The following is a 25,215-nucleotide window of genomic DNA, read 5'->3' as shown; positions in this document are numbered from 1 at the left end:
CCGGCGGGCAAGGTGCACACCGTGGCCTTCGACGTGGTGTAAGGCGAGGTCGGCACCCGGTAGATGTCTGTCACCCGTTCCGCAGGACCTCGCCCGGCTCCTGCCGGTACGTGTACGCGGCGGCCCGGACCGCCTCGTCGCTCTCCAGGCCCGCACCCATGGCTCCGCCGACCGTCGCCAGGGCGCTGGCCAGCAGCGCCAGCTTGAGGTAGTCGCCGACTCGAACCGCGTGTCCGAGGTTCTCCTCAAGCAAATGCACAGGCACCAGGAGTGGGGTGATCAGAAGTGCGAGGAGCAGGAGCGCTGCATACAGGAAGAACACGCCCAGCACGACCGTTCCCGTCGTGGCCAGGTTGAACAGGGTGACGTGCTTCCCACCCGCCGGATTCGAACCGCGCTCCCACAGGCCCGCTCCCAGGATCAGGGCGGCCGTGATCGCCGTGACGGCGCCAACCCCGATCGCCGCGAGCCTGGTCCAGCTGAGCGCGTCGCCCAGCTGCCAGATATCGGATGTGACCAACGCGAAGACTCCGGCTGCCAGAGCGGCGGTCAGAGCCTTGGAGAGTCCCATGGCAAGCCGCCAGGGCTGGTTTGCTCGGATCATCCCGACCAGGAGTCGCACGTTCCCGCTCAGGACCCTCGCCGTGAACATGACGCTGCCGTCTCCCGCTTCCTGCTGACTCCCGAGCTCGCGAGCGCGGCGCCGCAGGGCGGCCTCCGAGCTGGAGGGCGCGTGATCCTCGGCCTCCCCGAGCAAGGTGCGCACGAGACCGACGACTACGTCACGGGCGCGTCGACGCAGTCCCACCACCCCGAGCGCCGGCAGGCACACGACAGCCACTCCGTGCAGCGGGCTGGCATGGGCGACCACCGGCCGGCGACGAACCCTGAGCGGCAGATCCGTGAGGCAGACGATGAGGTCCCAGGCCTCCGCCAGGAGCCGCTCCCGCGCCGCGCCGACGAGCACGGCGTCGTCAGCAGGTGGGTGGACGAGGGCATCTACCACCGTTGGCACCCGCCATCGGACGGTCGGCATCAGCACACTCAACTCTGCGCGCAGGTCCTCGGCGAGATCAGCCGCGACCTCGGCGGCCGTGCCCGGAGCCGAGATGAGCCCGATCACCACCTCACCGGCACTCATGGGCAGCCGGCCGGGCTGCACGAATGGGCCCGAACGTTGTACGTCATGCACACGAGTGTCGCCCAGATCGACAGATCGTGGGACCCGCGCCAGCATGCTCAGGCCGACTGTGAGCATCCACTCACTGGCCGCACCCTCGGCGAACACGCGGGACAGGCGCCGGTCGTAGTGGGGGCACTGCGGACTTAAAGGCCCAGCCTCGTGAGGCTGTCCAAGTGGCGTCGTCAACGTCGAGTGCTCGTCGGAGAGCTTGTCGCCCGGACGTGACCACGGAGCGTGCGGCTCCGCTTGAGCGCGGCTACCGGCGAGAGGCAAGCAGGAACACAGCGCGATCGGGCTATGGGGCGTCTGGGAGGTCGCGTCGCCGGGCGACGTGTAGGACGGCTCCCCAGCCGCGGCGGAGTAGCCCGTCTGCGCGCTCGTCCATTCGGCGCCGGATTTCCGAGTACAAGCGCCGCCGCTTCCACGGCTCCATCGCGATATGGCCCGAGAACGTGTCGAGCAGCCGGGTGTAGCCGTCGGCGTCGTAGGCGACCTCCCAGTCGAAGTGGCGCACCAGGACCGGTTCGAACAGTCCGCTCGCCTCGATGTCCTCGCGCTGGTCGGGTAGCTCTCCGGGCCGGGGGCACGTCACCCCGTCGGGCAGCCCTTCGCCGATTTCGTCGTAGATCTCCTGTAGGTCGACGAAGAAGCTGTCTCCGCCCTCCGGAAAGACGTGGGTGGCACTCCAGAACGCCAAGTGGCCTCCCGGGCGCAGCAACTCCCACGTGCGCCGGTAGCGAACCGCTGGATCGAGCCAGTGCCAGGCGGTGGCCGCGAACACTAGATCGAACCGCTCGTGCGCCGAGGGGTCTATGTCTTCGAACATGCTCTGGACGACCTCGACGTCGGGGAATCTCGCCAGGTTTCGCCGCGCCGCGGCGGCCAGCGCTGGGCCAGGCTCGACGCAAGTGATGCGAAAACCTCGGCGCACTAGGGGCAATGTCGCCTTGCCGGAGGCGCTCCCAATCTCCAACAGCCGGTTGTCCGCACTGAGCCCAGCGGCGGCGATCATCGCCTCGTAGAGATGCTCGGGGTACTCGGGCCGGGCCTGCTGGTAGAGATCAGCGGCCGAGTCGAAGGTCATCCGCAGCCCGCACTGATCAGTCATGCAGCGATCATCCCCTTTCCCCGTTGCCGTCAGCGATCCGCAACCGGAACGCAGTCAATGCGGCTCAGGCGGCCCCTTGGCGCACACAACTCTTCGTATTACGATGAGTTCATGAAGCGAACGATTCAGGGCCAAGAGGTCGACGAAACTCAAGTCGATGATTGGGTCGCCGAAGCCGAAGTGGGCTACGACGTAGATGAGTTGCGGGCTCGCTGGGGCCGTGCCCCGCGGGGGACCGCAGCCGCGCAGGTAGTGCCTGTTCGACTCACTGCGGAAGAGCTTGCGGCAGTGATGGCGCGCGCCGAACGCGAGGGCTTGAACCGCTCCGAGGCCATCCGAGCGGCTCTCGAAGCGTGGTCGCACGTCGCGTGATCGTCCGTCCCTCAGCACGCAAGCACGGAATTGACGACGCAGACATTGTCGTCGTGGCGCTTTCTCCGCTGGCCTCAGGTCCCTTGGACGAGGAGGTGCCACAGCGTCAACTGCGCATCGGTTTCGACACCCGTGCGCGGCTACTTGAGATCGTGGTGCTCGTGTGGGACGACGGCACCGAAGAAGCCATCCATGCAATGAAGTGCCGCCCGATGTACCTGCACCTGCTCGATTGACGCCGCCGCCAAAGCACTCAACTCAAGCATGTCCGGACGTCCCGTTCGGCGATCCGCTTGCGGTGATCGATCGTGAGATTCAGCGGCAGCCTGGTGGCCGCCCTACGCGGTTCGGCTGACGGGACGTCCGGACATGCCGCTGACGGGTGCGCGGAACAGCCGGTGTGAGCCCGAGCAGGGTGCCGCCGGGTCAGTGGTGGCTACGCTCGTCGAGTGGGACCCACTCCCGAAATGCCGGACTCAAAACGACAGGTCATCGCAGCGTCAGAGGCTCGCGCGCAGGCCCTCGTAGAGCGTGACGTAGATGCGTTGTCCCAGCTGCTGCACCCTGACTTCGTCTGGACCACGCACACAGGAGAGGTGATGGACCGCGTCCGCTACCTCGCTAACAAGGACTCGAGCCGAAGCCGGTGGGTGTCACAAACCTTGGCGGACCCCGTGGTCGTCGTGGTTGGTGACGCTGCGGTCCTACGCGCCCTGGTGACCGATGTTGTGCGCGGACCTGAGGGAACCGTGAAGTTCCGTATGCCGATGACTCAGGTGTGGGTGCGGGGCGATCCGGGATGGCGGTGCCTCGCCGGCCACGCGGGTCCTCGAATGACTGCCGAACCGTGACGACCATCAAGCAGGGATATGTACTCGTCGGCGGGTGGCCGGGCTCCGGCAAGACCACCCTCGCGCGGGCGCTGGCCACCGAGCTGGACTGGCCGTACCTGGCCAAGGACGAGATCAAGGAGGCCCTCATGGACGAGCTGGGCGCACCCTCGACCGTCGAGGAGTCACAACGACTGGGACGCGCAGCCGTCAATGCCGTCCTCAGGGTCGCGCAGGGCCACCACAGCGCGGTGATCGACAGCACCTGGTTCGCGCGGACCCTGCCTCTTGTGAACGCACTCGGCGGTCCGTTCGTGGAGGTGCGATGCACAACCACCCTCGACATCGCCCGACGTCGCTACCAGACCCGGGCGCGAGACAGTCGACACCTCGACCACCAACGTAGTCCCGACGAGCTATGGGGCTCCGAGGTCCTTCCGCTGGGAGTCGGCCCGCTCCTCGAAGTCGACACCAGTCGCCCCATAGACGCTCCGTGGATAGCGTCTGAGATCACGCACCTGCTGACCAGCCAAATCTGAGCGTGCATCCTGGCGTCCCGAAAACCGATCCCGTTACGGCGCCGGCGCGGCACGGAGCGGGTGCCGGCCGGTTGGGCGGGAATGCCGGGTGGCGGTCACCAGCCGGCAGCCTCGACCGCTGGTCGTTCATGCCCGGCAGGACGACCGGACCGGTGGCAATGGAAGCGGCCCCGTCACCTCGGTGGGGAGGTGGCGGGGCCGCTTGGCTACGGCATGACCCCTGTTGGGGTGGCGCCGGTGCCGGGCGCGGAGAGGGTCATGCGTACAGCTGGATCTCCTCCAGGGTGCCGGTCTCGTCGTCGAGCTCGATCTCGGCGACCTGTGTGCCGGGCAGGAGGTCGGCGGTGGTGCCATCGCGGTCCTCCTGCTCCTCGGCGGACTCATCCGAGCCGGTGGCGGTGCCCGGGGCCGGGTCGCCTTCGATTTCGATCTCGGTGTCCGCGGTGACCTCCACGCTCAGGAGGTCACCGGCCGCGGACTGGAGAGTGAGTACGCCGCTGGCCTGGTCGAACGAGACGATCGAGCCGAAGAGGTCCTCGCTGTCCTCGTCGGCCTCACCGTCACCGTCGAAGTCACCGTCGCACCGGTCCACCGCGGCGTCATCCTCGTCCTCGTTGGCCTCGCCGTCCTCGTCGGTGTCCTCGTCACCGTCGACCACGCCGTCACCGTCGGAGTCGGCGGCGCGGACCCCCGTGCCCAGCTCGTTCTCGTCCTCGTCATCGACGTGGTCGCTGTCGCGGTCGTCGTCATCTCGACCACACGCCTCGCGGGCGTCGTCCTCGTCCTCATTGTCGATGCCGTCGCGGTCGGCGTCCTCGTCACCATCGAGGCGGCCGTCATTGTCGGTGTCGGGGTCAGTGACGCGGGTGCTCTTGAAGCCGTCCAGGATTTCGTCACCGTCGTCGTGGCCGTCGTTGTCGCTGTCCTCGTCGCGGATCAGGCTCTTGAGTCGGTACTCGACCAGGTTGCTCAGCGCGTCGCGGTCGAAGTCGGCCTTCGCATCGGCGGCCTTGCTCGGGTTCATCCCGTGGGTGCGCTCCCAGCGGTCCGGGATGCCGTCCCCATCCCGGTCGCCGGTAGCGGCGTGGGCGGGGCTCAGTGCGACAGTGGCGGGAAGACTCAGGGCGAAGACGGTGCCGGTGACGGCAGCCACCACGCGAGCGCCCACGTTGGATCGTGACATGTTGGTTCCTCTCAGGGTTGGCCAGCTCTGCTGGCTCCGGGTGTATCGAGCCGCTCGACACCGTGTCGTTGGCCGGAGTTGGGAGCTGGGTCGATCCCTCTCGTTAGGTCTAATCGGCGGAAGTGGCCGCAGGGGTACGGGTTTCTTGTTACTTTCTTAACAAATTCTCCAAGATGGTGACCCCGACGTGTCGGCGCCCCGGGAAGAGGAATCGGTGTTCTGGCTCCAGTCGGCACCTGGATCTGCCGACAAAGACGACGTGAAAGTAGCCGTGCCATTCGAGGAGGTGCTGGCGGCTGCCCAGACCGACGCTCCTTGGGCATGCACAGAGATCTGGGTCAAGTGGTCTCCCCGGGTGGCCGGCTATCTGCGTGCTCGTGGTTCAAGCGATCCCGAGGACCTGACCAGCGAGGTCTTCTTGACCGTGTTCTCCAAACTGCCGTCGTTCGTCGGTGACGAGAAGGCGTTCAGGGCATTCGTCTTCACGGTGGCGCACCGGCGACTCGTCGACGAGCTGCGCGCGCGATCACGCCGGGGAACGCACGTGGAGTGGACGAGTGAGGAAGACCCACGTCAGGCCAGCAGTGCCGAAGACGATGCCCTCCGATACCTCGGTGACACCGACGCCAGGACTCTGCTCGACGGTCTATCCGGCAACCAGCGTGAGGTCCTGGTCTTGCGGATCTTCGCCGACCTGACCATCGAGCAGATCGCTGACATGCTCGGCAAGCGCCCCGGTGCGGTCAAAGCCTTGCAACGGCGGGGCCTTCAGGCGATGCGCAACAAGCTGGATCAACCGCGTACCCCTATAGGGGTCTCGAACGATGAACCACAGTGAGATGAACAGCCAGCCTCTGTCCCACGACGACGCGATGGCCCTGACGGGAGGTTCGCTGCCCCCCGACCGTCCGGACCTCGTGGCCCTGGCCGTGGCGATCGACGACTTTCGAAAGACGTTCACCGAGCCGGCGCCACAGCCATCGGCGACGTTGGTCGGCTGGATGACCGGCGCTCCAGCGCGCCCACCGCACGCCATCGGGACGACAGTGACGGTTGCGACACCTGCGCACACACGCACAGGTTCCCTAAGGCGGTGGGTCCGGACGGCTACCAGCGCACTGACGGGTTTGGGTGTGACTGCCACGATCGCTCTGGGTGGAACGGCGGCGGTGGCTGCCGTCACGACAGCCGGAGCGATGGGGGTGCTGCCCGCGGGGCCCCAGGCCGTGTTCGACCGAATCCTCAACGACGACCGGACCGACGCGCCGCCCCCCGGTCCACCATCGACCCCCGCCACCCCACCTGACGACGCCGGCTCCGGTGCCCGACACCACCACGAGCACCGCTTTCCGATCGCAGACACCACGGAACCACAAGGTGGTGGCGGCGTCGACACATCCCAGGACGTGACCAGTGAACCGGCGCCCGACCTGAACGCCCCCACCCCTGAGCGGGAGGAGGAGAATTACCCCGAGACTGACGACGAACGCCTGGAAAACCCCGACCCTGACTCCAACGACGAGCCCGACGAGTCCGACGAGGGGCTGTCCGCTCAGGACTCCGACGATGAGCCCGAGCGCAGTCAGGATGAGGATGCGGAACAGACTGACGGCTCCAGTGAGGACGCCGTCGACGTGAGCGGCTCGGGAACCGACAGCCATGACACGGATGACGGTGATGCCGCGACCGAAGGGGAGGATTCAACGAGCGGAATCGCGACCGCTGAAGTCAACTAATATGACCACGGCCCGCCTCACGACACGTGTGCAGCTTGCAGCTATGGCGTAACGCCCCCGGCCGTCGGCTGGATTGCGTCGCCAGTCCCTCAGGTCGACCGCGCTGCTGTCGGCAAGCTTCGTACGCCCCGCGGCAACTCAGACGGCTACCACTCAGCGTCGACGCGACGCCTACAGGTTTTCCACTTGATCCGCCAGGTGAGCGTCCGAACTAACCACCTCACGGACGCAACCGAGGGTCTCGCCGGGACGCACGTTGCAGGAATAGCACGTGGTCCCGGCGAGCCGTTCGGTACCGCCGACCTTCCTCCGCACGACTCGGGCCGCGGAAGAGCGGCCAGGGGGATGGCGGTGACCTTGCGCAGAATCTGGCAGATGGGGCGTTGATTACGGGCAAGTACGACGTAATGTGACGTCGATCACAATGGCCGGCCTGCCAACGAATGGTGCGGGGGCGCTTGGCCTACTGGTTGCACCCCAGCCCCTTGAACCCTGCCGCTCCGTCCACTGGAGGAGCGCGACATCTAACGGAAACCTCGCTCGCCAGTCAGCGCAGGTTCACCGGACGCATCGGCCGTGCAAGCTTGAGCGGACGACTCGAGCGGACGACAGTCGTGGCCACCCGAGCCATCACGCACTGCGCTACCGTGAGAACGGCAACGAGAGCCGTGTGCGTAGAACAGCCAGGCGAATTCTCACTGACTCCCGCATCGGCCCCGAAGAGGCGACCCCAACGCAGTCCATGCCACGCAGGGAGCCACGAGCGACACTTCGACTGCTCGCTCGCCAATGAGGTCCGCGTCGAGGCCGCCGACGAACAGCGCGGGAACTGTGACCAGGCCCACCCCCAACGGCGCAGATGTGCTCCCAGGCGACCCACGCATGCTCAGCCCGGCGGCAACAAGGCCGACAAGGATCCAAGAGACTCGCGCCGGCCTCCCAGCGAAGTGGGCGCATCGCCGACGGCAGCTCCGGTCAGAGAACCTGCTCCGGCAACGTCGCAAGGTCACGCGTCACTACCGACCGCTCGTGTCCCGCAAGACCCGTCCGAAGACCTTCCCGGGAACGGCGCGCTTAACGGACTGGCGCCTCCGCCACGCTTTCCATCAGTCTCACGGAACTCGGGGAGCCACGGCTCCATGTCGCGATCGCGATCCAGGAGTTCTCAGTTCGGACTGTGCTGGCTAATGCTGAACGTCTCGGATTGTCCCTGAACGTCTTGTGCTGTCCCTCGGCCGCCGAACCGGGCCTTGACGAGCACGATTGTCCCGTTCACGCTAGAAGGTCCCTGCTGATCGTCGGGGCAGGGATGTCCCTCGGGAGCACACCATGTCCGTTGCTGGTTGCCTTGGCCTCCTGGACTGCGACGGTGCACTCATGTGCGAGGCACGAGAGGCCTGGCGCCGGTGGGCTCGGGAGAGGCCGGAGATTGCCGTCGTGGAGGACTTGGTCGATATGCCCGAGTGGGCACTGGCGGCGCCGAACGATGCGAATGCCGTCCTCGGCGTTCTGGCATCCATGACTGAGTTCGAGCCGGAGGCGATCACTGCGCTCGTGTGGGCGCTGCTCCCCGGAGCCGAGAAGGTAGCCAGGCAGGCGACCGACCTCTCGGACGACATCGACGGCCTGGTGGCGAGCCAGCTGTGGGTCGAGGCGTCTGCGGCGTACCGACTTGCAACGCCGAACATCGCGGGCGCCATCGTCGGGCAGACCAGGCGCGAGGTTCTGGCGGACCTTGGAGTCGGTAACTTCGCGAGACGTCGCGACCGGGCCATGACATGCGCCACCGGCGATCCGGACCTGCTCAACGAGGTCCCATGCGTCGAGCCTGAGGCCGACCCCGGCCCGGTCCTCACCGAGCTCTTCCAGACCGGCTTGGCGGAAGGGGCGATCAACGGCCTCGACTATTGGCTGCTGTGGGCGCTCGCCGCCGAAGCAGATCGACAGAATGTGCCGGCGCACCGCGGGCGGCTGGGTTTGACCGCGCCGGCCGTCGTGGAGGCGGTCGCGGATGAGGCCAATCTTGCCCCGAGGTCGCTGAGGAAGCGGGCGGCGAGGGCACTGGATCGGCTCATTGAATACGTCGACGCTCGAGACGACTCAAAGCAGTACGCGGAGTGGAAGGCGCAGCATCGTCGTCGCGAGTTGACGGTCTGGGATGAGATGGAGCTCTCGCTCGTCGAGGCCGAACTTGAGCGGTTCCGCTTGGACCATTCGGAGATGACACCGAAGCAACTGCGTGTCGCTTTCAACGTTGTGCTGGGGACCAGGCAGCGGAGTCGTTCGGCGCGGGAATGGCAGGCGCTCCTAGAGTCCGATGCCGGGTGACCGTCGACCCGATTGATGGCGCTCAGGCCGGTGCGCGGCGTCGTTGGCCGCCATGCGCTCGATCCGGTAGGCGAGCGCTTCAACCTTGCGGTCCTCAGGAAGCGGGCGCCGCAGATGGGCCGCCCGGCGGAGGATCTGCGCCGGATTGAGGCCGCTGACCTGCAGCCGGTCGAGTTCGCGGGCCAAGTCGAGGATGTGGCCGTCGCGGTGCTGCGGATCGCCGATCGCCATGGCGATCTCGGACTCCCAGCGGCGTACGGACGCCGGGTAATGGGAGTCGACCTGGCGTTGCAGGTGACGGGCGTAGCGGGCGGCGGCCAGATCATTGGCTTCCGGGACGGAGCCCAGCAGGCTGCGGTCGGCATCGGGGATGCCGTTGGCCGCCCGCCAGGTCAGGATCTCGCTGCGAAGTTCGGCCGTCAGGACGTCATCGAAGCGGCGCAATGCCGGCGGAAGTTCGACATCGTGTCGCATGGCCTCGACGAGATCGGCGACCCGGTCCCCGCGCGCTTTCAGGTAGACGGCCCACTCTCGGTGCTCGTGGAGCTCGCCGGGGATACCGGGCAACCACGGGAGCGGTCCTGGTCCAGCGGTTTCGAGCGCATCATCGGCTTCGCCGCGCAGGAGCTGGTGAGTGGCGGTGGTGACGGAGTCGACATATCTGCCGACCGCTTCGTGGAGGCGGGTCGCGGGGCTGGTGGCGCGCGCGAACTCCGTGGTCGCTGAGACCGCGGCGCCATCGCGGCCAACGATGCGATCGAAGGTATCGACGGCGGTGAGCTGTTCTTCGATGCCGGGCAGGAAGTCCTCCTCGGCGTCGGGCTGTTCGGTGATGAGGTGGAGGTGGTTGGCGGCGCGGCCACGGGTGAGCATCGTGTAGAGCAGCTGTCGGTCTTCGTGACCCGTGACGATGCCGTGCATGACGTCGGCCGTGCTGCCCTGGGCGGCATGGACCGTGGTGGCGTAACCGAGCTCGACGTGCTCGCCGACGTAGGCCGGCGGAAGGGTCGCCTGCAGCCCGGACCGCAGGTGGCGCACACGGATCGCGCCGCTCATGTCGACCGCGGTGACCGTCCAGCGGTCGCCGTTCTTGACCCAGTCAGTGCCGGTGATCCCGAGGCGGCGGTCATTTCGGCGGGTGAGGATGACGTCTCCCGCCGACGCGTTGTTGCCGTCCGCCAGCGCCACCTGGTCCTTCGGTTCGGCTCCGTTGAGGCGGGTGTTGCGCGCCGCCTTGTTCAGGCGGCCAACGAGGTCGCGAGTGGGGGCGAGCATCAGGCACTCGCGTCCAGCCTCCGTCTCGTCCTGCCAGGCAACCAGGACCTCGGTGAGACTGGTGAGTTCGTCGCCCGAATGGATTCGGTCGTGGTCGAGGTAGAACCCAATCGCCGACTTGTCCCCGTCCCGGAGCGCGAGGGACGCGGAGGCTTCGATGGCGTCGTCGAAGCGCACCACCTCACTGAGCCGGACGGCGCCGTGGGTGCTGGCGATGTCCCTGAGGACCCCACCGGCGCCGACAGCAGCGAGTTGTTGGTCGTCCCCGATCAGCCGCACACGTGCGCCCATCCCGGTGCAGGCCGAGATGATCCGGTCCAGCGTCAGGGTGTCGGCCATCCCCGCCTCGTCGATCACGACGATCGTGTGCGGCCCGAATCCGGGATCAAGACCGGCGCCGAAGGTGTGGTCGAGCTTCGCGAGCGTGTCGGCGGGGATACCGGTCGCCTCGGTGAGCACGGCTGCGGCGGCTGCGGACGGCGCGAGACCCACCACCTCGTAGCCGAGGTCGTGGGCTGTGCCGGCGAGGACGCTCATCGCGGTCGTCTTCCCGGCACCTGCCGGAGCCAGCGCGAGGGCGACCTGTCGAGAGTCGGCGACGAGCGCCAAGACGAGTGCGCGTTGCCCCTCGTTCAGCGAGGGTTGCTCCAGGTTGGCGGCCATGAGCGCCAGTTCGACGTCCACTGGGTCCGGAGCCCGCGGGCCGACGGTGCCCGCGGCCTCCACAATGCGCTGTTCGGCGGCGAGCATCGCGTGGCTGGTGAAGTGGTCGGCGCCGGTGTGTCGGTAGACGCTCATCCCGTCCGAGCGCCGCAACGCGGTGGGCTCGGTGATCGGGTCGAGATCCGGTGTCAGGTTGATGAGCCGGGCAGTGACGGCGTCGACGAGATGCTCCACCGCCTCAGCAACCCGATCGGGAGGAACGTCGAGGTCGCGCACCTGGCGTTGCGCTTCGGCGTACATGTGCCAGGACTGCCAGGTCGCACGGTGCGACTCGAGTTGGCCGATGACCTGATCGGCGGCCTGCGCGAGCCAGAGGGAGGTGAACTCTGGTCGTGACCGCTGGTCCGGGGTCAGGGCAGAGTCGAGCATGATTCGGATGCCTCCTTCGCCGAGGAGGTCCGCGGCTTGGTGGTGCCAGCCCTGGCGTTGCTCCGCCTCCGACCGCGGATCGTGCTTCGCCTCGCGGGTTTCGAGGTTCGCCCGCTGCGCCAGTCCGATTGATTCCTTGTCGGTTGGCGAACGGCCGTGGACCTCGGTGAACTCGCGCGTGAGCACGGCGACCCTGTCCTCGATGTCGGCACGACGGCTCGACCACCGCCTCATCAACTCCGGATCCACTCCGGAGATCTCCCGCACCGGCCGCTTCCCACCCGGACGAGCGACGTCCACGAATCGCAACCCCAGCTGACTGTGGAGGTGGGCTTCGAGTGCGGTGTTGTACGCCTCGGACGCGGCGACGACGTGCTCATGAAGGATCGTGCCGTAGATCGACAGCCACTTGCCCTGCCTGGTCTGAACCTTGTTCGCGACCGCGACGTGGGTGTGGAGGTCAGGATCGCCGGCACGCGAGTCGCGATGCAGGAACGCGGCCGCGATCAGCCCACGTGTCTCGACCTGGCGTGCACCGCCGGCGCCCTCGCGGGTGAAGATCGCGTGCGTCTCCAAGAAGTCGAGGGCGTCGAGGACGGCCGCGTTGTGCGCCATCTTGATCTGCCTCGCGACGTCGGGCGACGCGACAGCCCAGAGGGTTGAGACCGACTTCGCGGGACTGAAGGTGAGGTCGAACCCGGCCACCGACCCCTTGCCGAACCTTCTTCCCAAAGCGGTGCCGGTGACCGGATGGCAGCCCTCGCCGAACAAGTGCTGCATCTGCTCTGCCGTCACGATGTCGCCGTAATCGATGCCGCCGACCTCGGCCGGGCAAGAGCCAACCCAGCGACCAGGGGCCTCGCCCTTCGCCTCGTAGTAGTCCGACAGTGGCATTCCTCGGAGCTCGGTCGAGTCCGCCGCTGCAACTTGCCGGGTCAGGTACTCATAGCCCGAGCCAGCGGCGAGCTTCTTCAACGACATCGTCATACCCCTCAAGGCCGGGACCGGGCCCTGAGTGGCCACCCCGAATGGAGTGAAAGAGGTGTGTCCGGGAAGGGATGGGACTGAGAGATGTCGAGGGGAGGCGGAGGAGGCGCTTGCTGGGAGGAGTGGGGGCTGGGAGGTGAGCTGGTGAACGGGCGAGGAGGGGCAGGGCGCAAGCGTCAGGAGGGGCGACGGGAGACGGGGCGAAAATGGGGTGGCCACTGGATGACAGATCCGGGCCTTGTGGGATGAAGGCGGCCAATCGGGTCGCCCCGACACAGGAGTCGTCATGACCACGACCGCCACGACCCACCGCCGCCTGATCTCGCTGACCGAGGCCGCCGACGCGCTCGCTGTCTCGACCAAGACCGTGCGCCGCTACATCGCCGCCGGCGAGCTCGATGCCGTACGCCTCGGTCGGCGAACCATCCGGATCAAGGTCGAGTCACTCGACCGGCTGGTCGACGCGCACCCGGTAAACACGTGGCACAACAGAAGCGCGTGATCGGGTGTGCCCTACCAGCCGGACTCATCAAGCGACGGCGTGGAACTCGAGCTTCAGCCCGAGGGCGCGGCTCACCCTGTAGATCGTGGCAAAGCTGGGGTTGCCCTCATTGGACAACGCCTTGTAGAGGCCCTCGCGGCTCATCCCCACCTTGCGGGCGAGCTCGCTGAAATTCTGGGAGCGGGCGATGACGCCGATCGCGTGGGTGATGAAGGCAGGATCGTCGCCGGCCTCCTCAAGTGCGGCCTCGAGGTAGTAGGCGATGTCCTCAAGCGAGTTGAGGTAATCCGCCGAGTCGTAGGGTGAGAACTTCTCAGCCATGGTCCTTCCACTCCTTCGCTATCTCGTGGGCCTTCTCGATGTCCTTCGTCTGTGTTGACTTGTCGCCACCGCAGAGGAGGACGATGAGCACGTCATCGTGGTGTTGGTAGTACACCCGGTAGCCGGGACCGACATCGATCCGCAGCTCGGAGATTCCGTGGCCAACCGGCTTGGCGTCCCCTGGGTTGCCGTTGGCGAGGCGATCGAGCCGGACTTGGATTCGCGCGGCCCCACGCCTGTCCTTGAGGCTTCTCATCCATCTGTCGAAAGTCTCGCTTCGAACGATCCCTATCGTTGTCAACTGTAGTTCACACTCCCGAGATTGCCAATGGCGTTCTGCCGGAAGGCACCGACAGCTCTGTTCACCGCGTCACCCCGCCGAAGTCGAGACCGTCGAACGCGAGTGCGGTCAGGTCGTCCATGCGGGTTTGGGTGGCGCGCACGTAGCGTTCAGCGGCATCTGAGGAGGAGTCGCCCAGAAACGTCTGGACCTCAGCGACGTGGGCACCACGTTGCGCCAGTCGGGTTGCGCCAGTTGCGCGAAGGTCGTGGAAGTTGATGTTGCGCCCGACCGCCTCGCGCACGTCGGTCCACCCGCCCGACAGATCCCGAAACCGAGTCGGCTGCAGCCAGTTGCCAGATGGCCCCGGGAACGCGAGCCCGTCGCGGCCTGTGACGTAGCTGTTGAGGTGTTCACTCAAGACGGTGACCACGGAGGCGGGGACACGTTGGTCCCTGATGCCAGCCTTTGACTTCGGTTCCTTCTCGTATCGTTTGCCACCCGGCCCGGTGCCGATGGCGCGACGGATGTGCAGCACCGGCACCTTTGCCTTGAGATCGATGTCAGATCGGCGCAGCGCAACGAGTTCACCGAACCGCAGACCGCAGCCCAGCGCCAGGGCGACCATTGCTCTCCACTCGGGGCGGATCGTCGCCATGATGATCGCCAGGTCCTCGTCCTCGATCACTTCGGTTCGCTTGTCGGATTTGCTGCCGATGGTGCCGGCCCCGTCGATGGTGAACGGGTTGACGGCACCCGGCAGGATGCCGTCCGCTGCGGTCGCTGATTTCATGATCCCTTTGGCGAGTGAATAGGCCTCGCGGACCGTCTTGGGCTTGTCGTGGGGGAGTGAGTCGTACCAAGCCAGCACGTGGGTCGCGGTGATCGTGTTCAGCGGCATCTCACCGAACGTCGGCAACAGATACTTTCGCAACCAGATCAGATAGCCGCGCCGGGTCGACTCCTGCAGCGGTTTGCCGCCCTTGACCTTGCGCGCCTGTAGCCAGATCTTCGCGTACTCCTCGAACGTCGCCACGCGCGCGGCCTCAAGTACCGCCCGCTCGGCCTCGGCCTTCTCGGCAATGGTCTTCCATTCGGCGCCCTCGACCTGCAGACGCTTCTCCTCGTCGCGCAGCCAGTCTCCAGCCGCCTCCTTGCCGTAGGCGCCTGGCTCAAACGTGTGGGGCGCCGTCACGATGTGTCCACCGCGGCCGGACTCGTGAGCCAGCGGCACTGCGTAGCGGGCCTGCCAGCGACCCGACCGCATCTTGGTGATCTGACCGAACCGGCGCCGATCTGCCGTGCGTGCCATGCCGTTCTCGCCCTTCGTCGCTACCGATGTGGACGGATTCTGCATCGGCTATGCATCGGAGCGTACGTCATAATTCGTCCAAATGTGGACTGTTGGACCTGCATCGGTTGGACATGTTTCCGCAGGTCAGAGCCTTGTTATGACTCGTTGTGTCCACGGGTGTCCAACAGTCGTCCTTGTTGGTTCGAGTCCAATCGGGGGAGCAAACGAAGGGCCCGACGTCCATGACGTCGGGCCCTTCGCTCTGTCCGGGGAACTCACTCACCGAAGCCCAGGGAGTAGACCTCGAACGACGCGGCGAAGGGGACCCCGAGCCGCTGGCCGCTCTGCCGGGCGAACCCCTCGAGGAACTCTCGCGGGTCCCAGTTCTCCCAGCCGAGCCCGTCGATGTAGGCCCCGTGCGCCTCAAGAGATGCGACCCCGAGGTCGAACGTGTCGGTCGTGTCGACGCCGTGCTTCGCCTCGGGGGAGCCGGAGGCCCAGACGGCGCGGACCCCGCCCCAGGGCTCCAGCGTGGAGGACAGCTGTTCGGGGAAGATCCAGCGGTTGCCGGCGTCGCGTGCCGCGTCCAGCACTGCTCTGCCGACGGCGATGTGGTCGGCCTGGTTGAGCGACGTCCCGCCCCACGAGTCGCGGAAGTTGCCGGTGATGACGATCTCGGGCCGGTGTCGGCGGATCACCTCCGCGAGGACGCGCCTCAGAGCGACGCCGTACTCCACGATGCCGTCCGGCTCCCGCAGGAAGTCGACCTTGTGCACGCCGACGACTCGCGCGGAGGCGATCTGCTCGGCCTCGCGCAGCGGGGCGCACTCGTCGGGGTGCAGGCCGTCGATGCCCGCCTCACCGCTGGTCACCATGCAGTAGGCGACGTCCTTGCCATGCCCGGTCCAGCGGGCGACGGCCGCGGCCGCGCCGAACTCCAGGTCGTCGGGGTGCGCGACGATGCACAGCGCGCGCTCCCAGTCCTCGGGCAGTGCTTCCAGCGGAGGTGGAGTCTGGGTCATGCTCCGAGCATCGCAGGGTTCAAGTCACCAGCACAGGGCCCAGGATCCGCGCAGCAGGTTGTGCGCGATCTTCTCGGTGCGCTGGTAGGCGCGGGTCCGCCGGAACGGGTCGTTGCGATAGACGTACGTGCGCGCCAGTCCGCGACGGATCTGCTCGCGCCCGACGTCGAGCCCCCGACGGGAGACGTAGCGCAGCCAGCGGCCGTAGCGGTCGCGGTCGGCCTGGCTGGGGTCGGACTCCAGTCGCACGCGGGAGCCGACCGGCGCCAGCTGCTCCATGTGGGACGAGGCGGCGCCGCCGCCGCACTCGCGTCCGCCGTACACCTCAGGGGTGTCGATGCCGAGGATGCGCACGGACCGCACGCCGACACCGTTGATGCGGATCTTCAAGGTGTCGCCGTCGGTCACCTTGACGACGTTGCCCGTGTGCCTGCGGACCGGACCGGAGCTGCCCGAGCCGTTCGGGTCGGTGTCGCTGTCCTGCGTCGGCGCCGGCGGCGACGTCTGGGTGACCAGCGGCACGGGCTGCCCGCTGCCGATGCACGGGCAGGGGTTGGACTCGCAGACCACCCGGTCCCCGTCGGCGTCGAGCCGGTGCGGGTCCCCGGCGCCGGCGTTGAGGAAGAAGGTCTGCGCAGCCGCCTGCGTGGGGAAGTCGGCGCAGTCCATGTCGGCCGCCGCTGCGGCCGGCGAGACCGTCGCCAGGCCGGTGACCAGCAGGGCGAGCAGGACGAGTGGTGACAGCAGGCGTCTCATCGGCCCATGCTCGCCCTCGCCGGCCGCGGTGTCCGGCGAATGGAGTGATTGCGTAGGCTGCGGCCCGTTCGGGGGCGGTAGCTCAGTCGGTCAGAGCAGAGGACTCATAATCCTTGGGTCGTGGGTTCGAGCCCCACCCGCCCCACCTGAGGCCAAGCGTCGCTCCGCCCGGCCTGTCTGTGATTGCAGACTCGAGGTGGTCGTGAGGCCTATCTCCTGCCCGGTCGCGCTGCTGTGCTTCACCACACCCCCGCAGACCAACAGGAGACACCATGGCCCAGACCCTCGTCCAAGGCCTTGAGTCCGGGACCGCCAGCCCCCGGCGACGACCCGGAGTCCGGCCAGCCGTGGCGGCCGCGCACAGGTGGACCTCGATCGTCGTCGCCGGGTTCCTGATCGTGATCATGACCTCGGGCGTGCCGCTGCTGTTCGGCTCCGAGATCTTCCGCGTCTCCAACCCGGAGATCTACCAGGCCACCTCCAGTGACAGTCCGCTCACGCCGCAGCAGGCGCTCGAGGTCGTCAACGAGGCACACCCGGAGTTCGTCGCGGGCAACGTCATCGACGACGAGGGCGTCTACCTCGTCACGGACTCGCGGCTCAACCAGGTCTACGGGGTGGATGCCGGCAGCGGCGAGATCACGGGCGAAGGCTCCTACTACGGCGGGTTCCCGGGCCTGATGGAGAACCTGCACGCGTTCGGGCTCTCCAGCCCGAGGTTCCCCGGCTACGTCCCCTGGCTCGGCGAACCGATCCCGACGCTCGGGGTCGACAGCCTCGAGGGCACGACCCGCGGCGTCGCGATCGTCGGCGTTGTCGGCATCCTGGCGGTGCTGCTCGTCATCTCGGGCGTCTACCTGTGGTGGCCGGGGCTGCGGCGCATCGGCAGCGGGTTCCGCATCCGGCGCTCCTCGGCGCGCTACGTGCGTCACCGCGAGGTGCACAAGGTGGTCGGCATCATCTCGGTCCCGTTCATGCTCATGTGGGCCTTCACCGGCGCCGCAGCTCAGTTCCCCCAGCTCCAGCAGGGGTTGATGACGATCACCGGCGGCGAGCCCGACCAGCTGCGGCGGGTCAGCTGGGACTTCGCGAGCGTGCCGGGCGCGGAGACGATCGGCCTGGACGAGGCACGCGCCGCCGCGCTCACGGTCGTCCCGGGCGACATCAGCAACCACACCCTTCCCGATCCCGAGGACCCGGCGGCCGCCTACCTGTTCGAGATCAGCGGAGCCGGTGGCGTCGATCCGTACGACAACGCGATCCTGCACGGCAACGACTGGGTCTACGTCGACAAGTACGACCCCTCCCACACCAAGGTCGTCTACAGCGGTGACGGCGTCCCGGTGCAGAACCGGTTCTACGAGGAGGCCGTCTACCCCAGCCACTTCGGCTGGTACGTCCCGACGTGGGCGCGCGTCCTGTGGGCGGTCTTCGGTCTCGCACCGGCAGTGCTGTTCACCACCGGTCTGATCAGCTGGGGAATCCGCGCGCGCAAGCGTCGTGCCCGCCGGGCGCGGGCGACGGCATGACCGGGGTCGCGGCCGGAGCAGCGACCTTCGCTGTGCTGGTCGCGGGATGGTCGTTGCTGGTCGCGATCCGTGGCACGAGCGGCGGTTCGCTGGGCTGGGGGCTGCTCGCCCTCGAGCTGGCCATGCTGGCGCTGGTCGGGACCCGGCTGCTCGCCCTCGACGGATCACCGACCGCGGTGCAGGTCGGCTACCTCGCGGCCGGGGCCCTGCTCCTGCCAGCGCTGATGCTCGGTGCCGGCGACGACCCGCGGGGCCGTCCCCTGACCGCGGCCGTCGCGAGCGCGGCGCTCGTGGTCCTCGTGCTGCGCATCGAGTCTGTGCTGTGAGGACTGGGACCCGCGCTCAGTCCTGACGTCGACCGATCCGACGGCTGAGCTCGTCCGCAGTCCGGCGGGCCTGCTCCACGAGCACGGGCACCTCGGCCGACTGCTCGGTCGGGAACGTGATCGCCACACTGGCGATCGGGTGCTGCTGATGATCGGTGACCGCCACCGCGACCGACGACAGGTCGGGCGTCACCTCTCCGTCCTCGACGGCATAGCCGTCCTGACGCACCTTGCGCAGCAGCTCGCGCAGCTCCGCCAGACGAGCCCGTCCCTCGCCACGGTCCAGGCCGGGATGGGCCGTGAGCAGTGCCCTGACCTGGGCAGCGGACATCCGTGCCAACATCGATCGCCCGCTGGCAGTGCGCACCGCCGGCAGCCGCACGCCCACGCCCGTCACCAGCGGGCGCTTCTCCGGACCCTGTTCCTCCAGGACGTAGACCACGTCGCGGCCGTGGATCACCGAGAGGTGCACCGTGTGCCCGACGAGGTCGCGCAGCGCCGCCACCGGCAGTCGGGCCACGCGCTGCAGGGGAAGCTGTCGGGTGTAGCCCGCGCCCAGCTCGTAGGCAGCGACTCCCAGGCCGAAGCGGCGTTCCTCGAGATAGTGGACGACGAAGCCCTGAGCCTCCATGGTGGCGAGCAGCTGATAGGTCGTGGACCTGGGCAGCCCCGTCCTCGTGGCGAGCGTCGCCGCCGAGACCGGGCTCGGCTGGGAAGCCAGGTAGCGCAGGATGGCCAGGGTGTGGGCCGCGGCCGGGACCTCTCTCATGTGACCTGAACCTACGGGCGGCTCCCCGTGCGCCAGTGGCCGCCCGACGGGGAAGTGTCTGCCATCCCAGACCCTGACCTGCGCGTGGGCGTGGCGGACCAGGGCGGTGTGGGGTGCCATGGACGAACACCCACTTCACCAACCGGAAGGACGCCCGATGAGGTTCGCCATCGATCTGCGCCAGTGCCAGGACCACGGACACTGCGCCTTCACCTCCTCGGCGTTCGACCTCGACGGTCGAGGACGGTTGGCCGTGCGCAAGCCCGGCCTGCAGCAGTTCGTCTCCGAGCCCCTCCCCGCGTCACTCCGCGACGAGATCGAGGAGGCGGTCTTCGCCTGCCCGGCGCAGGCCATCGACCTGCTCGACGACGATGCCTGACGACCCCGTCGTGGTCGTCGGCGCCGGCCTCGCGGGCCTGCGTGCCGTCGAAGGACTGCTGCGGGAGGACCACCCGGGGCGGGTCCTGGTCTTCGGCGACGAGCCGCACCCGCCGTACAACCGTCCGGCGCTCTCCAAGGACCTCCTCGACGACGGCGATGTCGCGCGGCTGGGCTATCGGGTGGCGGAGGACCCGCGCGTCGTCTGGCGCACCGCGAGCCGCGTCGCTGCCGCCCACCTGACCGACCGGACGCTGCGGCTGGAGGACGGGGACGCCTTCGCCTACACCGGTCTGGTGATCGCGAGCGGCATCCGCCCCCGGCGCCTGCTCGTCCCCGGCCCGACGGCTGGCCGGTTCACGGTCCGGACGATGGACGACGTGCTGGCTGTACGGCGAGCGCTCGGTGCTGCGTCGCGGGTGACCGTGGTGGGCGGCGGTGTCCTCGGCTGCGAGCTGTCCTCGACGCTGTGCCGGCTTGGAGCCCACGTCGACCTGGTGCTCGGACCCGAACCCGTGCCGCTGCGGGCTGTCGCCGGCGAGACCGTCGGCACCGAGCTGATGCGGCGCCATCGCGCCGAGGGCACCCGGGTGCACCCGGACGAGAGCGTGTGCGCCTACACGGGGATCGGTCGGGTCGACGGGCTGCTGCTCAGCTCCGGTCGGCACCTGGCGGCGGACCTGGTGATCGAGGCGGTCGGAAGCGTGCCCGACCTCGGCTGGCTCGTGGGCCACCGTCTCGACGTGGCCGACGGCGTTCCCTGCGAGGCCGACCTGTTCGTCCAGGGTCACCCGGAGGCGGTGGCGTGCGGTGACGTCGCGCGCCTCCCCGACGGACGGGCCGAGCACTGGGCGCGCGCGAGCGAGACCGGCCGGCACGCCGGTCGTGCTCTCGCACGCCGGCTCCGAGGGACCACCCCGCTCCACGCGTTCCGACACGTGCCGACCTGGTGGAGCGACCAGGTCGGCGTCAGGCTGCACGGGCTCGGTCGTCTCTCGCCGACCGCCGACCTGCGCGTCCTCGAAGGTTCGCTCCACGAGTCAGCCGTCGTCGGCTACCACGACGCGGAAGGCCTCAGCGGCGTGCTGCTCATCGATGCGCCCGGACGGCTGCCGCACTATCGTCGGCTGCTCTCGCAACAACCCGAGCGGGTGGCGTCGGCGTGACCCGCGTCAGCTCTCGCCGGCGATGAGGTAGCCGTCCCCCGAGCGCTGGAGCCGGAGGTTCACCGAGTCGCTGGTGTCGTCACCGTCGGTCGTGCGATAGGCGACGTCGTAGGAGACGGTCAGCGCCTCCGGGTCCACCTCGATGTCGCTCGGGGTGGCCGACTCGATGGTCCGCCAGAAGCCTGAGTAGCTCCCGAACCCGCCCGAGTCGGCCTGGAAGCCGGGCGTCAGCATCGCGAAGGCAGCCCGTCGGTCGGTGGTCACGGTGGCGAGGTAGGTCGTGATGAAGTCCGTGACCTCCGCGCGGGTGTCGACGGTCGGGCTCGTGGTGGTGGGCGAGTCGCTCGTCGGGCGGCTGGATGGCGAGTCGCTCGTCGGCTCGCCGGCGGTCGGCTCCGGCGTGTCGTCCCCGGTCAGCGTCAGCGCCAGGACGACCGCGACCAGGGCCGCGCCGAGCCCCGCCAGCCACAGCCAGGGCGCGCCGCGCTTGTCGTCCGTGGGTTCCGCCGGCCCCGCTGGCCCCGCCGGGGCGATGGGCGCCAGCACCTCGGTCGCCGGCGCCTGCTCGCCGGCCAGCACCTGGGTCGATGTCACGCCGACGGCAGCAGGGTCCCTGCGGATCTGGGCCAGCCGGTCCCGGACGCGTTCCATCGGCCAGCGCTGCGCCGGGTCCTTGGCCATCGTCACGCGCAGCAGCTCCTCGAACGCACCTGCGTCGGCCAGCCGCGGCGGCTCCTCGTGCACGATCTTGTAGAGCCCGCCGATCATGTTGGCGCTCACGTCGTACGGCGGCCTGCCGGTCAGCACGTGGAAGAGCGTCGCTCCCAGCGACCAGACGTCGCTGGCCGCGCCGGCGCCGCTGCCCGAGGCGACCTCCGGTGCGAGGTAGGCCGGTGAGCCGGTGACCAGACCGGTCTGGGTGAGGCTGACGTCTGCCTGCGACCGGGCGATGCCGAAGTCGGTCAGCTTCGCCTGCCCGTCGGTGGTGAGGAGGATGTTGGAGGGCTTGACGTCGCGGTGCGTGATGCCCGCCTGGTGCGCGGAGGCGAGGCCGTCGGCCACCTGCCACATGACCTGGGCCGCTTCGGCGTGGTCGAGCCCGCCACCCGTGCGGATCCTCTCGGCGAGCGACTCGCCCTCGACGTACTCCATCACCAGCCACTGGTGGTCCTGGTCCGCGACCACGTCGAAGACCGAGACCACGTGCGGGTGGTTGAGCATGGCCGCCAGTCGGGCCTCGCGTTCGGCGCGGGCGAGGTCGGGACTGCTCTCGCCGGGCAGCATGCCGATGCGCTTGAGAGCGACCTCCCGGCCGAGCACCTCGTCGCGCGCGAGGTAGACGGCGCCCATCCCGCCGCGACCCAGCTCGCGACCGAGCGTGTACCTGCCTGCGATCAACGTCGTGCCTTTCGGTCGGGTGGATCCCCGCGTCGGGAGATCTCACATGCTAGGCGCGGTGGCCATCTGGCAGGCTTGGGCCGCCAGCGCACTCGGCAGATCCCCACCGGAAGGACCAGCGTGTCAACCCCGAACGTTCTCGACGAACTCGTGTGGCGCGGCCTCGTCGCCCACTCGACCGACCCGGCCGAGCTCCGCGAAGCCCTGGGTGCCGGGAGTGTTCGCTTCTATGTCGGCTTCGACCCGACCGCGCCGAGCCTGCACATGGGCAACCTCGTCCAGCTGATCACCGCCCGCCGCCTGCAGGACGCCGGCCACACGCCGTACATCCTCGTCGGCGGCGCCACCGGGATGATCGGCGATCCGAAGGACTCCGGGGAGCGCTCCCTCAACAGCCTCGACATCGTCAAGGACTGGACCGAGCGCGTACGCCGCCAGGTGTCCGGCTTCGTCGTGTTCGACGGCGCCAACGCGGCCACGGTGGTCAACAACTACGACTGGACCGCGTCCATGTCGGTCATCGACTTCTTGCGCGACATCGGCAAGCACTTCCCGGTCAACCGCATGCTCGCGCGCGACACCGTCAAGCGCCGCCTCGAGTCGGGCATCAGCTACACCGAGTTCTCCTACGTCCTGCTGCAGTCGATGGACTTCCTCTCGCTGCACCGCGAGCACGGCGTGACGCTGCAGTTCGGCGGATCCGACCAGTGGGGCAACATCACTGGCGGCGCCGAGCTGATCCGGCGCGCGACCAGCGGCCAGGCACACGCGTTCGCGACGCCGCTCGTCACCAAGGCCGACGGCACCAAGTACGGCAAGACCGAGGGCGGGGCCCTGTGGCTCGACCCGGAGATGATGTCGCCCTACGCCTTCCACCAGTTCTGGCTCAACGTCGAGGACGAGAAGGTCGTGGAGATGCTCAAGATCTTCACCTTCCTGACGCGCGACGAGATCGAGGACCTCGAGGCCCAGACGGCGGAGAAGCCGTTCCTGCGGGCCGCCCAGAAGCGGCTGGCCGACGAGGTCACGACGCTGGTGCACGGGGCCGACGAGACCGAGCAGGCCAAGGCCGCGGCCAGCGCGCTGTTCGGGGGCGGCGACCTGCACGCGCTGAGCGCCTCCACGCTCGCCGCAGCCCTCGGCGAGGCCGGCAGCGCGTCGCTCAAGCGTGACGAGCTGCCGTCGGTGGTCGACCTGTTCGTCGAGGCCGGGCTCGCCAAGAGCAAGGGCGAGGCCCGCCGGACCGTCTCGGAGGGCGGCGCCTACCTCAACAACACCCGCATCGAGGACCCCGACCTCGTGCCCACCGAGGGCGACCTGCTCGGCGGGTCGTGGCTCGTGCTGCGCCGCGGCAAGAAGAACTTCGCGGGCGTCGAGGTCAGCTGACGCCGATGACGCGCTGGCTGGACGGACTCGAGGAGCGAGCGCGGCACCACGTGCCCGCGCACATCCTCGAGTACGTCCTGCAGGGCGCGGGCGCCTCGGTGTCCACCGCGGAGGCGCCGCACGCCTGGGCCGGTGTCCGGCTCGTCCCGCGCGTGCTGCGCGACGTCACGCACATCGACCTGACGACGCGGCTGCTCGACACCACCTACCAGGTGCCGTGGGGAGTGGCGCCGACGACGCTGCAGCGCTCGGTCCATCCCGACGGCGAGGTGGCGATGGCGCGCGCGTGTGCGGAGGCCGGCTCCCTGCTGGTGGTCTCGAGCAATGCCGGCACCAGGTTCGAGGAGATCGGTGCCACCGGGGTCGACTGGTGGCTGCAGGCCTACCTCCCCAGCGACCGTCGTCTCGCGGAACCCCTGCTGGAGCGAGCCGTCGAGGCCGGCGCCAGGGCAGTGGTGCTGACCGTCGACACACCAGTGGTCGGCACCAAGATCACCGAGAGTGGCCGCTCGATCTTCGAGCTGGTGCCGAGCGAGCACCTGCGCGTCAACTTCGATGCGGACTACGCCGACCAGCCGGGTGCGGAGAAGGCGACCGACCTCGGCCCCGCCGACCTCGCCCACCTCGGAGAGCTGACCGGCCTGCCCGTCGTGGTCAAGGGAGTCCTCAGGGGAGCGGACGCGCGGATGTGCGTCGACGCCGGCGCCGCCGCCGTCTGGGTCTCCAACCACGGGGGGCGCCAGCTCGACCGGGTCGTCTCCACGGCGACGGCACTCCCACGGGTGCGAGAGGCAGTGGGGGAGTCGGTCCAGGTCTACGTCGACGGGGGAGTCCGCTCGGGCCTCGACGTGCTGGCCGCCCTGGCCCTGGGTGCCGACGCGGTCCTCCTCGGGCGCCAGCCCCTGCTCGCGCTGGCAGAGGGAGACGGGGGCGTACGCCGCTGGCACGCCGAGCTCCGCACCGAGCTGAGCGAGGCGATGCGCCTGGCCGGCGCCGTGACACCGGGCGACACGCACGGGCTGGCCACGCCCTGAAAGTCGCTCGCAGGCCGCTGACCTGCACAAACAGCGTTTCGCAACCCTCTGTGGCCGCCGTCACACCATTTGGATTTGCAAGATCGCCGGCATCTGCCTAATGTTCTCTTTGTCGCCGGGTGCGGCGGGAAGCAAGGCCAGAAGGCCGGGCTTCCGGCTCCCGAGTCGGCCACTCTCTCTCACCACTTCGAGCCTTGCAGGTTCGAGACGCTGAGAGGGGCGAGGTGCGAAAGGCCCAGGACTTGCTCCTGAGGAAACACGCCTCATACAGTACGACCATCAGCTGCCGCAGCGAAGTCACGAAAGTGAATTAGCGCGGTGTGCGCCTGATGTTTGAGAACTCAACAGTGTGTCATAGTCGACGAATTAGTTTGTTTTGCCCCGTCACCGTGACTTGATTCTGGCCTTTTGGTTGGGGTTG

General features: G+C 68.4%; 25 protein-coding genes and 1 tRNA gene. 15 read left to right on the top strand and 11 right to left on the bottom strand.

Annotated elements, in window-relative coordinates:
- Positions 1-70: 70 nt before the first annotated feature.
- Positions 71-1,288, bottom strand: coding sequence for a hypothetical protein (locus C9J87_RS13625; RefSeq protein ID WP_232820051.1), 1,218 nt, complete (start codon positions 1,286-1,288; stop codon positions 71-73).
- A 190-nt stretch (positions 1,289-1,478) separates the two neighbouring features.
- Positions 1,479-2,291: a class I SAM-dependent methyltransferase gene (locus C9J87_RS13620; RefSeq protein ID WP_010833303.1), complete on the bottom strand. Its 813-nt coding sequence runs from the start codon at positions 2,289-2,291 to the stop codon at positions 1,479-1,481.
- A gap of 111 nt (positions 2,292-2,402) precedes the next feature.
- Between C9J87_RS13620 and C9J87_RS13615 the strand changes: the two genes are divergently transcribed.
- The 4 genes from C9J87_RS13615 to C9J87_RS13600 all read left to right on the top strand — a co-directional run bounded on the left by C9J87_RS13615 (position 2,403) and on the right by C9J87_RS13600 (position 4,032).
- The gene (locus C9J87_RS13615; protein ID WP_036490812.1) at positions 2,403-2,663 is read left to right on the top strand and encodes a ribbon-helix-helix protein, CopG family; all 261 of its coding nucleotides are present in this window, start codon (positions 2,403-2,405) and stop codon (positions 2,661-2,663) included.
- Positions 2,660-2,899 carry a hypothetical protein gene (locus C9J87_RS13610; RefSeq protein ID WP_232820050.1) on the top strand — a complete coding sequence of 80 codons (240 nt, stop codon included), beginning with the start codon at positions 2,660-2,662 and terminating at the stop codon, positions 2,897-2,899. Before C9J87_RS13615 ends, C9J87_RS13610 begins: the two co-directional genes overlap by 4 nt.
- Positions 2,900-3,130: 231 nt before the next feature.
- Positions 3,131-3,514 (top strand): nuclear transport factor 2 family protein, encoded by a 384-nt coding sequence (locus C9J87_RS20560; protein ID WP_107705790.1) that lies wholly within the window; start codon positions 3,131-3,133, stop codon positions 3,512-3,514.
- Positions 3,511-4,032 (top strand): AAA family ATPase, encoded by a 522-nt coding sequence (locus C9J87_RS13600; RefSeq protein ID WP_198652358.1) that lies wholly within the window; start codon positions 3,511-3,513, stop codon positions 4,030-4,032. Before C9J87_RS20560 ends, C9J87_RS13600 begins: the two co-directional genes overlap by 4 nt.
- Positions 4,033-4,288: 256 nt before the next feature.
- On the opposite strand, the gene C9J87_RS13595 is transcribed toward C9J87_RS13600, so the two are convergent.
- A complete protein-coding gene (locus tag C9J87_RS13595; RefSeq protein ID WP_157953200.1) occupies positions 4,289-5,215 on the bottom strand; it encodes a hypothetical protein in 927 nt (308 codons plus the stop codon).
- 214 nt (positions 5,216-5,429) lie between these two features.
- On the opposite strand from C9J87_RS13595, the gene C9J87_RS13590 reads away from it, so the two are divergent.
- The 3 genes from C9J87_RS13590 to C9J87_RS13580 all read left to right on the top strand — a co-directional run bounded on the left by C9J87_RS13590 (position 5,430) and on the right by C9J87_RS13580 (position 9,279).
- The gene (locus C9J87_RS13590) at positions 5,430-6,053 is read left to right on the top strand and encodes an RNA polymerase sigma factor (RefSeq protein ID WP_198652357.1); all 624 of its coding nucleotides are present in this window, start codon (positions 5,430-5,432) and stop codon (positions 6,051-6,053) included.
- A 295-nt stretch (positions 6,054-6,348) separates the two neighbouring features.
- Positions 6,349-6,951, top strand: a complete 603-nt coding sequence (locus C9J87_RS13585; protein WP_157953199.1) for a hypothetical protein — start codon at positions 6,349-6,351, stop codon at positions 6,949-6,951.
- Positions 6,952-8,388: 1,437 nt separating this feature from the next.
- Entirely contained in the window at positions 8,389-9,279 is an 891-nt protein-coding gene (locus C9J87_RS13580; RefSeq protein ID WP_010834816.1) for a hypothetical protein, read from the top strand.
- On the opposite strand, the gene mobF is transcribed toward C9J87_RS13580, so the two are convergent.
- The gene (gene mobF / locus C9J87_RS13575) at positions 9,259-12,936 is read right to left on the bottom strand and encodes a MobF family relaxase (RefSeq protein WP_232820049.1); all 3,678 of its coding nucleotides are present in this window, start codon (positions 12,934-12,936) and stop codon (positions 9,259-9,261) included. The genes C9J87_RS13580 and mobF overlap by 21 nt on opposite strands.
- Between mobF and C9J87_RS13570 the strand changes: the two genes are divergently transcribed.
- Complete coding sequence (locus C9J87_RS13570) at positions 12,920-13,135, top strand: helix-turn-helix domain-containing protein (RefSeq protein ID WP_051204282.1); 216 nt, start codon at positions 12,920-12,922, stop codon at positions 13,133-13,135. The two genes, mobF and C9J87_RS13570, sit on opposite strands and share 17 nt — an antisense overlap.
- A gap of 27 nt (positions 13,136-13,162) precedes the next feature.
- On the opposite strand, the gene C9J87_RS13565 is transcribed toward C9J87_RS13570, so the two are convergent.
- The 5 genes from C9J87_RS13565 to C9J87_RS13545 all read right to left on the bottom strand — a co-directional run bounded on the left by C9J87_RS13565 (position 13,163) and on the right by C9J87_RS13545 (position 16,808).
- Positions 13,163-13,456, bottom strand: a complete 294-nt coding sequence (locus tag C9J87_RS13565; protein WP_010834818.1) for an addiction module antidote protein — start codon at positions 13,454-13,456, stop codon at positions 13,163-13,165.
- The gene (locus C9J87_RS13560) at positions 13,449-13,757 is read right to left on the bottom strand and encodes a type II toxin-antitoxin system RelE/ParE family toxin (RefSeq protein WP_107705784.1); all 309 of its coding nucleotides are present in this window, start codon (positions 13,755-13,757) and stop codon (positions 13,449-13,451) included. The genes C9J87_RS13565 and C9J87_RS13560 overlap by 8 nt, the downstream gene beginning before the upstream one ends.
- Before the next feature lie 61 nt (positions 13,758-13,818).
- Complete coding sequence (locus C9J87_RS13555) at positions 13,819-15,093, bottom strand: tyrosine-type recombinase/integrase (protein ID WP_084622960.1); 1,275 nt, start codon at positions 15,091-15,093, stop codon at positions 13,819-13,821.
- 212 nt (positions 15,094-15,305) lie between these two features.
- Positions 15,306-16,052, bottom strand: a complete 747-nt coding sequence (locus tag C9J87_RS13550; protein ID WP_010834821.1) for a PIG-L deacetylase family protein — start codon at positions 16,050-16,052, stop codon at positions 15,306-15,308.
- A gap of 24 nt (positions 16,053-16,076) precedes the next feature.
- The gene (locus C9J87_RS13545) at positions 16,077-16,808 is read right to left on the bottom strand and encodes a thermonuclease family protein (protein ID WP_010834822.1); all 732 of its coding nucleotides are present in this window, start codon (positions 16,806-16,808) and stop codon (positions 16,077-16,079) included.
- 71 nt (positions 16,809-16,879) lie between these two features.
- Between C9J87_RS13545 and C9J87_RS13540 the strand changes: the two genes are divergently transcribed.
- The 3 genes from C9J87_RS13540 to C9J87_RS13530 all read left to right on the top strand — a co-directional run bounded on the left by C9J87_RS13540 (position 16,880) and on the right by C9J87_RS13530 (position 18,663).
- Positions 16,880-16,953, top strand: a tRNA-Ile gene (locus C9J87_RS13540).
- A 127-nt stretch (positions 16,954-17,080) separates the two neighbouring features.
- Positions 17,081-18,337, top strand: a complete 1,257-nt coding sequence (locus C9J87_RS13535; RefSeq protein WP_010834823.1) for a PepSY-associated TM helix domain-containing protein — start codon at positions 17,081-17,083, stop codon at positions 18,335-18,337.
- Positions 18,334-18,663 (top strand): hypothetical protein, encoded by a 330-nt coding sequence (locus tag C9J87_RS13530; RefSeq protein ID WP_010834824.1) that lies wholly within the window; start codon positions 18,334-18,336, stop codon positions 18,661-18,663. The genes C9J87_RS13535 and C9J87_RS13530 overlap by 4 nt, the downstream gene beginning before the upstream one ends.
- A 16-nt stretch (positions 18,664-18,679) precedes the next feature.
- Here the strand turns inward: C9J87_RS13530 and C9J87_RS13525 are convergent, their stop codons facing one another.
- The gene (locus tag C9J87_RS13525; protein ID WP_010834825.1) at positions 18,680-19,432 is read right to left on the bottom strand and encodes an IclR family transcriptional regulator; all 753 of its coding nucleotides are present in this window, start codon (positions 19,430-19,432) and stop codon (positions 18,680-18,682) included.
- A 157-nt stretch (positions 19,433-19,589) separates the two neighbouring features.
- Between C9J87_RS13525 and C9J87_RS13520 the strand changes: the two genes are divergently transcribed.
- Together C9J87_RS13520 and C9J87_RS13515 are read left to right on the top strand one after the other, a co-directional pair.
- Positions 19,590-19,811: a ferredoxin gene (locus tag C9J87_RS13520; protein ID WP_036491563.1), complete on the top strand. Its 222-nt coding sequence runs from the start codon at positions 19,590-19,592 to the stop codon at positions 19,809-19,811.
- A complete protein-coding gene (locus C9J87_RS13515) occupies positions 19,804-20,976 on the top strand; it encodes an NAD(P)/FAD-dependent oxidoreductase (protein WP_107705783.1) in 1,173 nt (390 codons plus the stop codon). Before C9J87_RS13520 ends, C9J87_RS13515 begins: the two co-directional genes overlap by 8 nt.
- A gap of 6 nt (positions 20,977-20,982) precedes the next feature.
- Here the strand turns inward: C9J87_RS13515 and C9J87_RS13510 are convergent, their stop codons facing one another.
- A complete protein-coding gene (locus C9J87_RS13510; protein ID WP_157953198.1) occupies positions 20,983-22,374 on the bottom strand; it encodes a serine/threonine-protein kinase in 1,392 nt (463 codons plus the stop codon).
- 120 nt (positions 22,375-22,494) lie between these two features.
- Between C9J87_RS13510 and tyrS the strand changes: the two genes are divergently transcribed.
- Both tyrS and C9J87_RS13500 read left to right on the top strand, forming a co-directional pair.
- On the top strand, positions 22,495-23,760 hold the full coding sequence (gene tyrS / locus C9J87_RS13505) for a tyrosine--tRNA ligase (protein ID WP_198652356.1): 1,266 nt from the start codon (positions 22,495-22,497) through the stop codon (positions 23,758-23,760).
- Between the two features lie 5 nt (positions 23,761-23,765).
- Positions 23,766-24,794 (top strand): alpha-hydroxy acid oxidase, encoded by a 1,029-nt coding sequence (locus C9J87_RS13500; RefSeq protein WP_010834829.1) that lies wholly within the window; start codon positions 23,766-23,768, stop codon positions 24,792-24,794.
- The last annotated feature ends 421 nt before the right edge of the window (positions 24,795-25,215 follow it).

Origin of the sequence: Nocardioides allogilvus (genome assembly GCF_003047285.1) — a bacterium.
In the GTDB taxonomy this organism is placed as follows: Bacteria; Actinomycetota; Actinomycetes; order Propionibacteriales; family Nocardioidaceae; genus Nocardioides; species Nocardioides allogilvus.
This window is presented reverse-complemented; position numbering and strand designations above follow the sequence as displayed.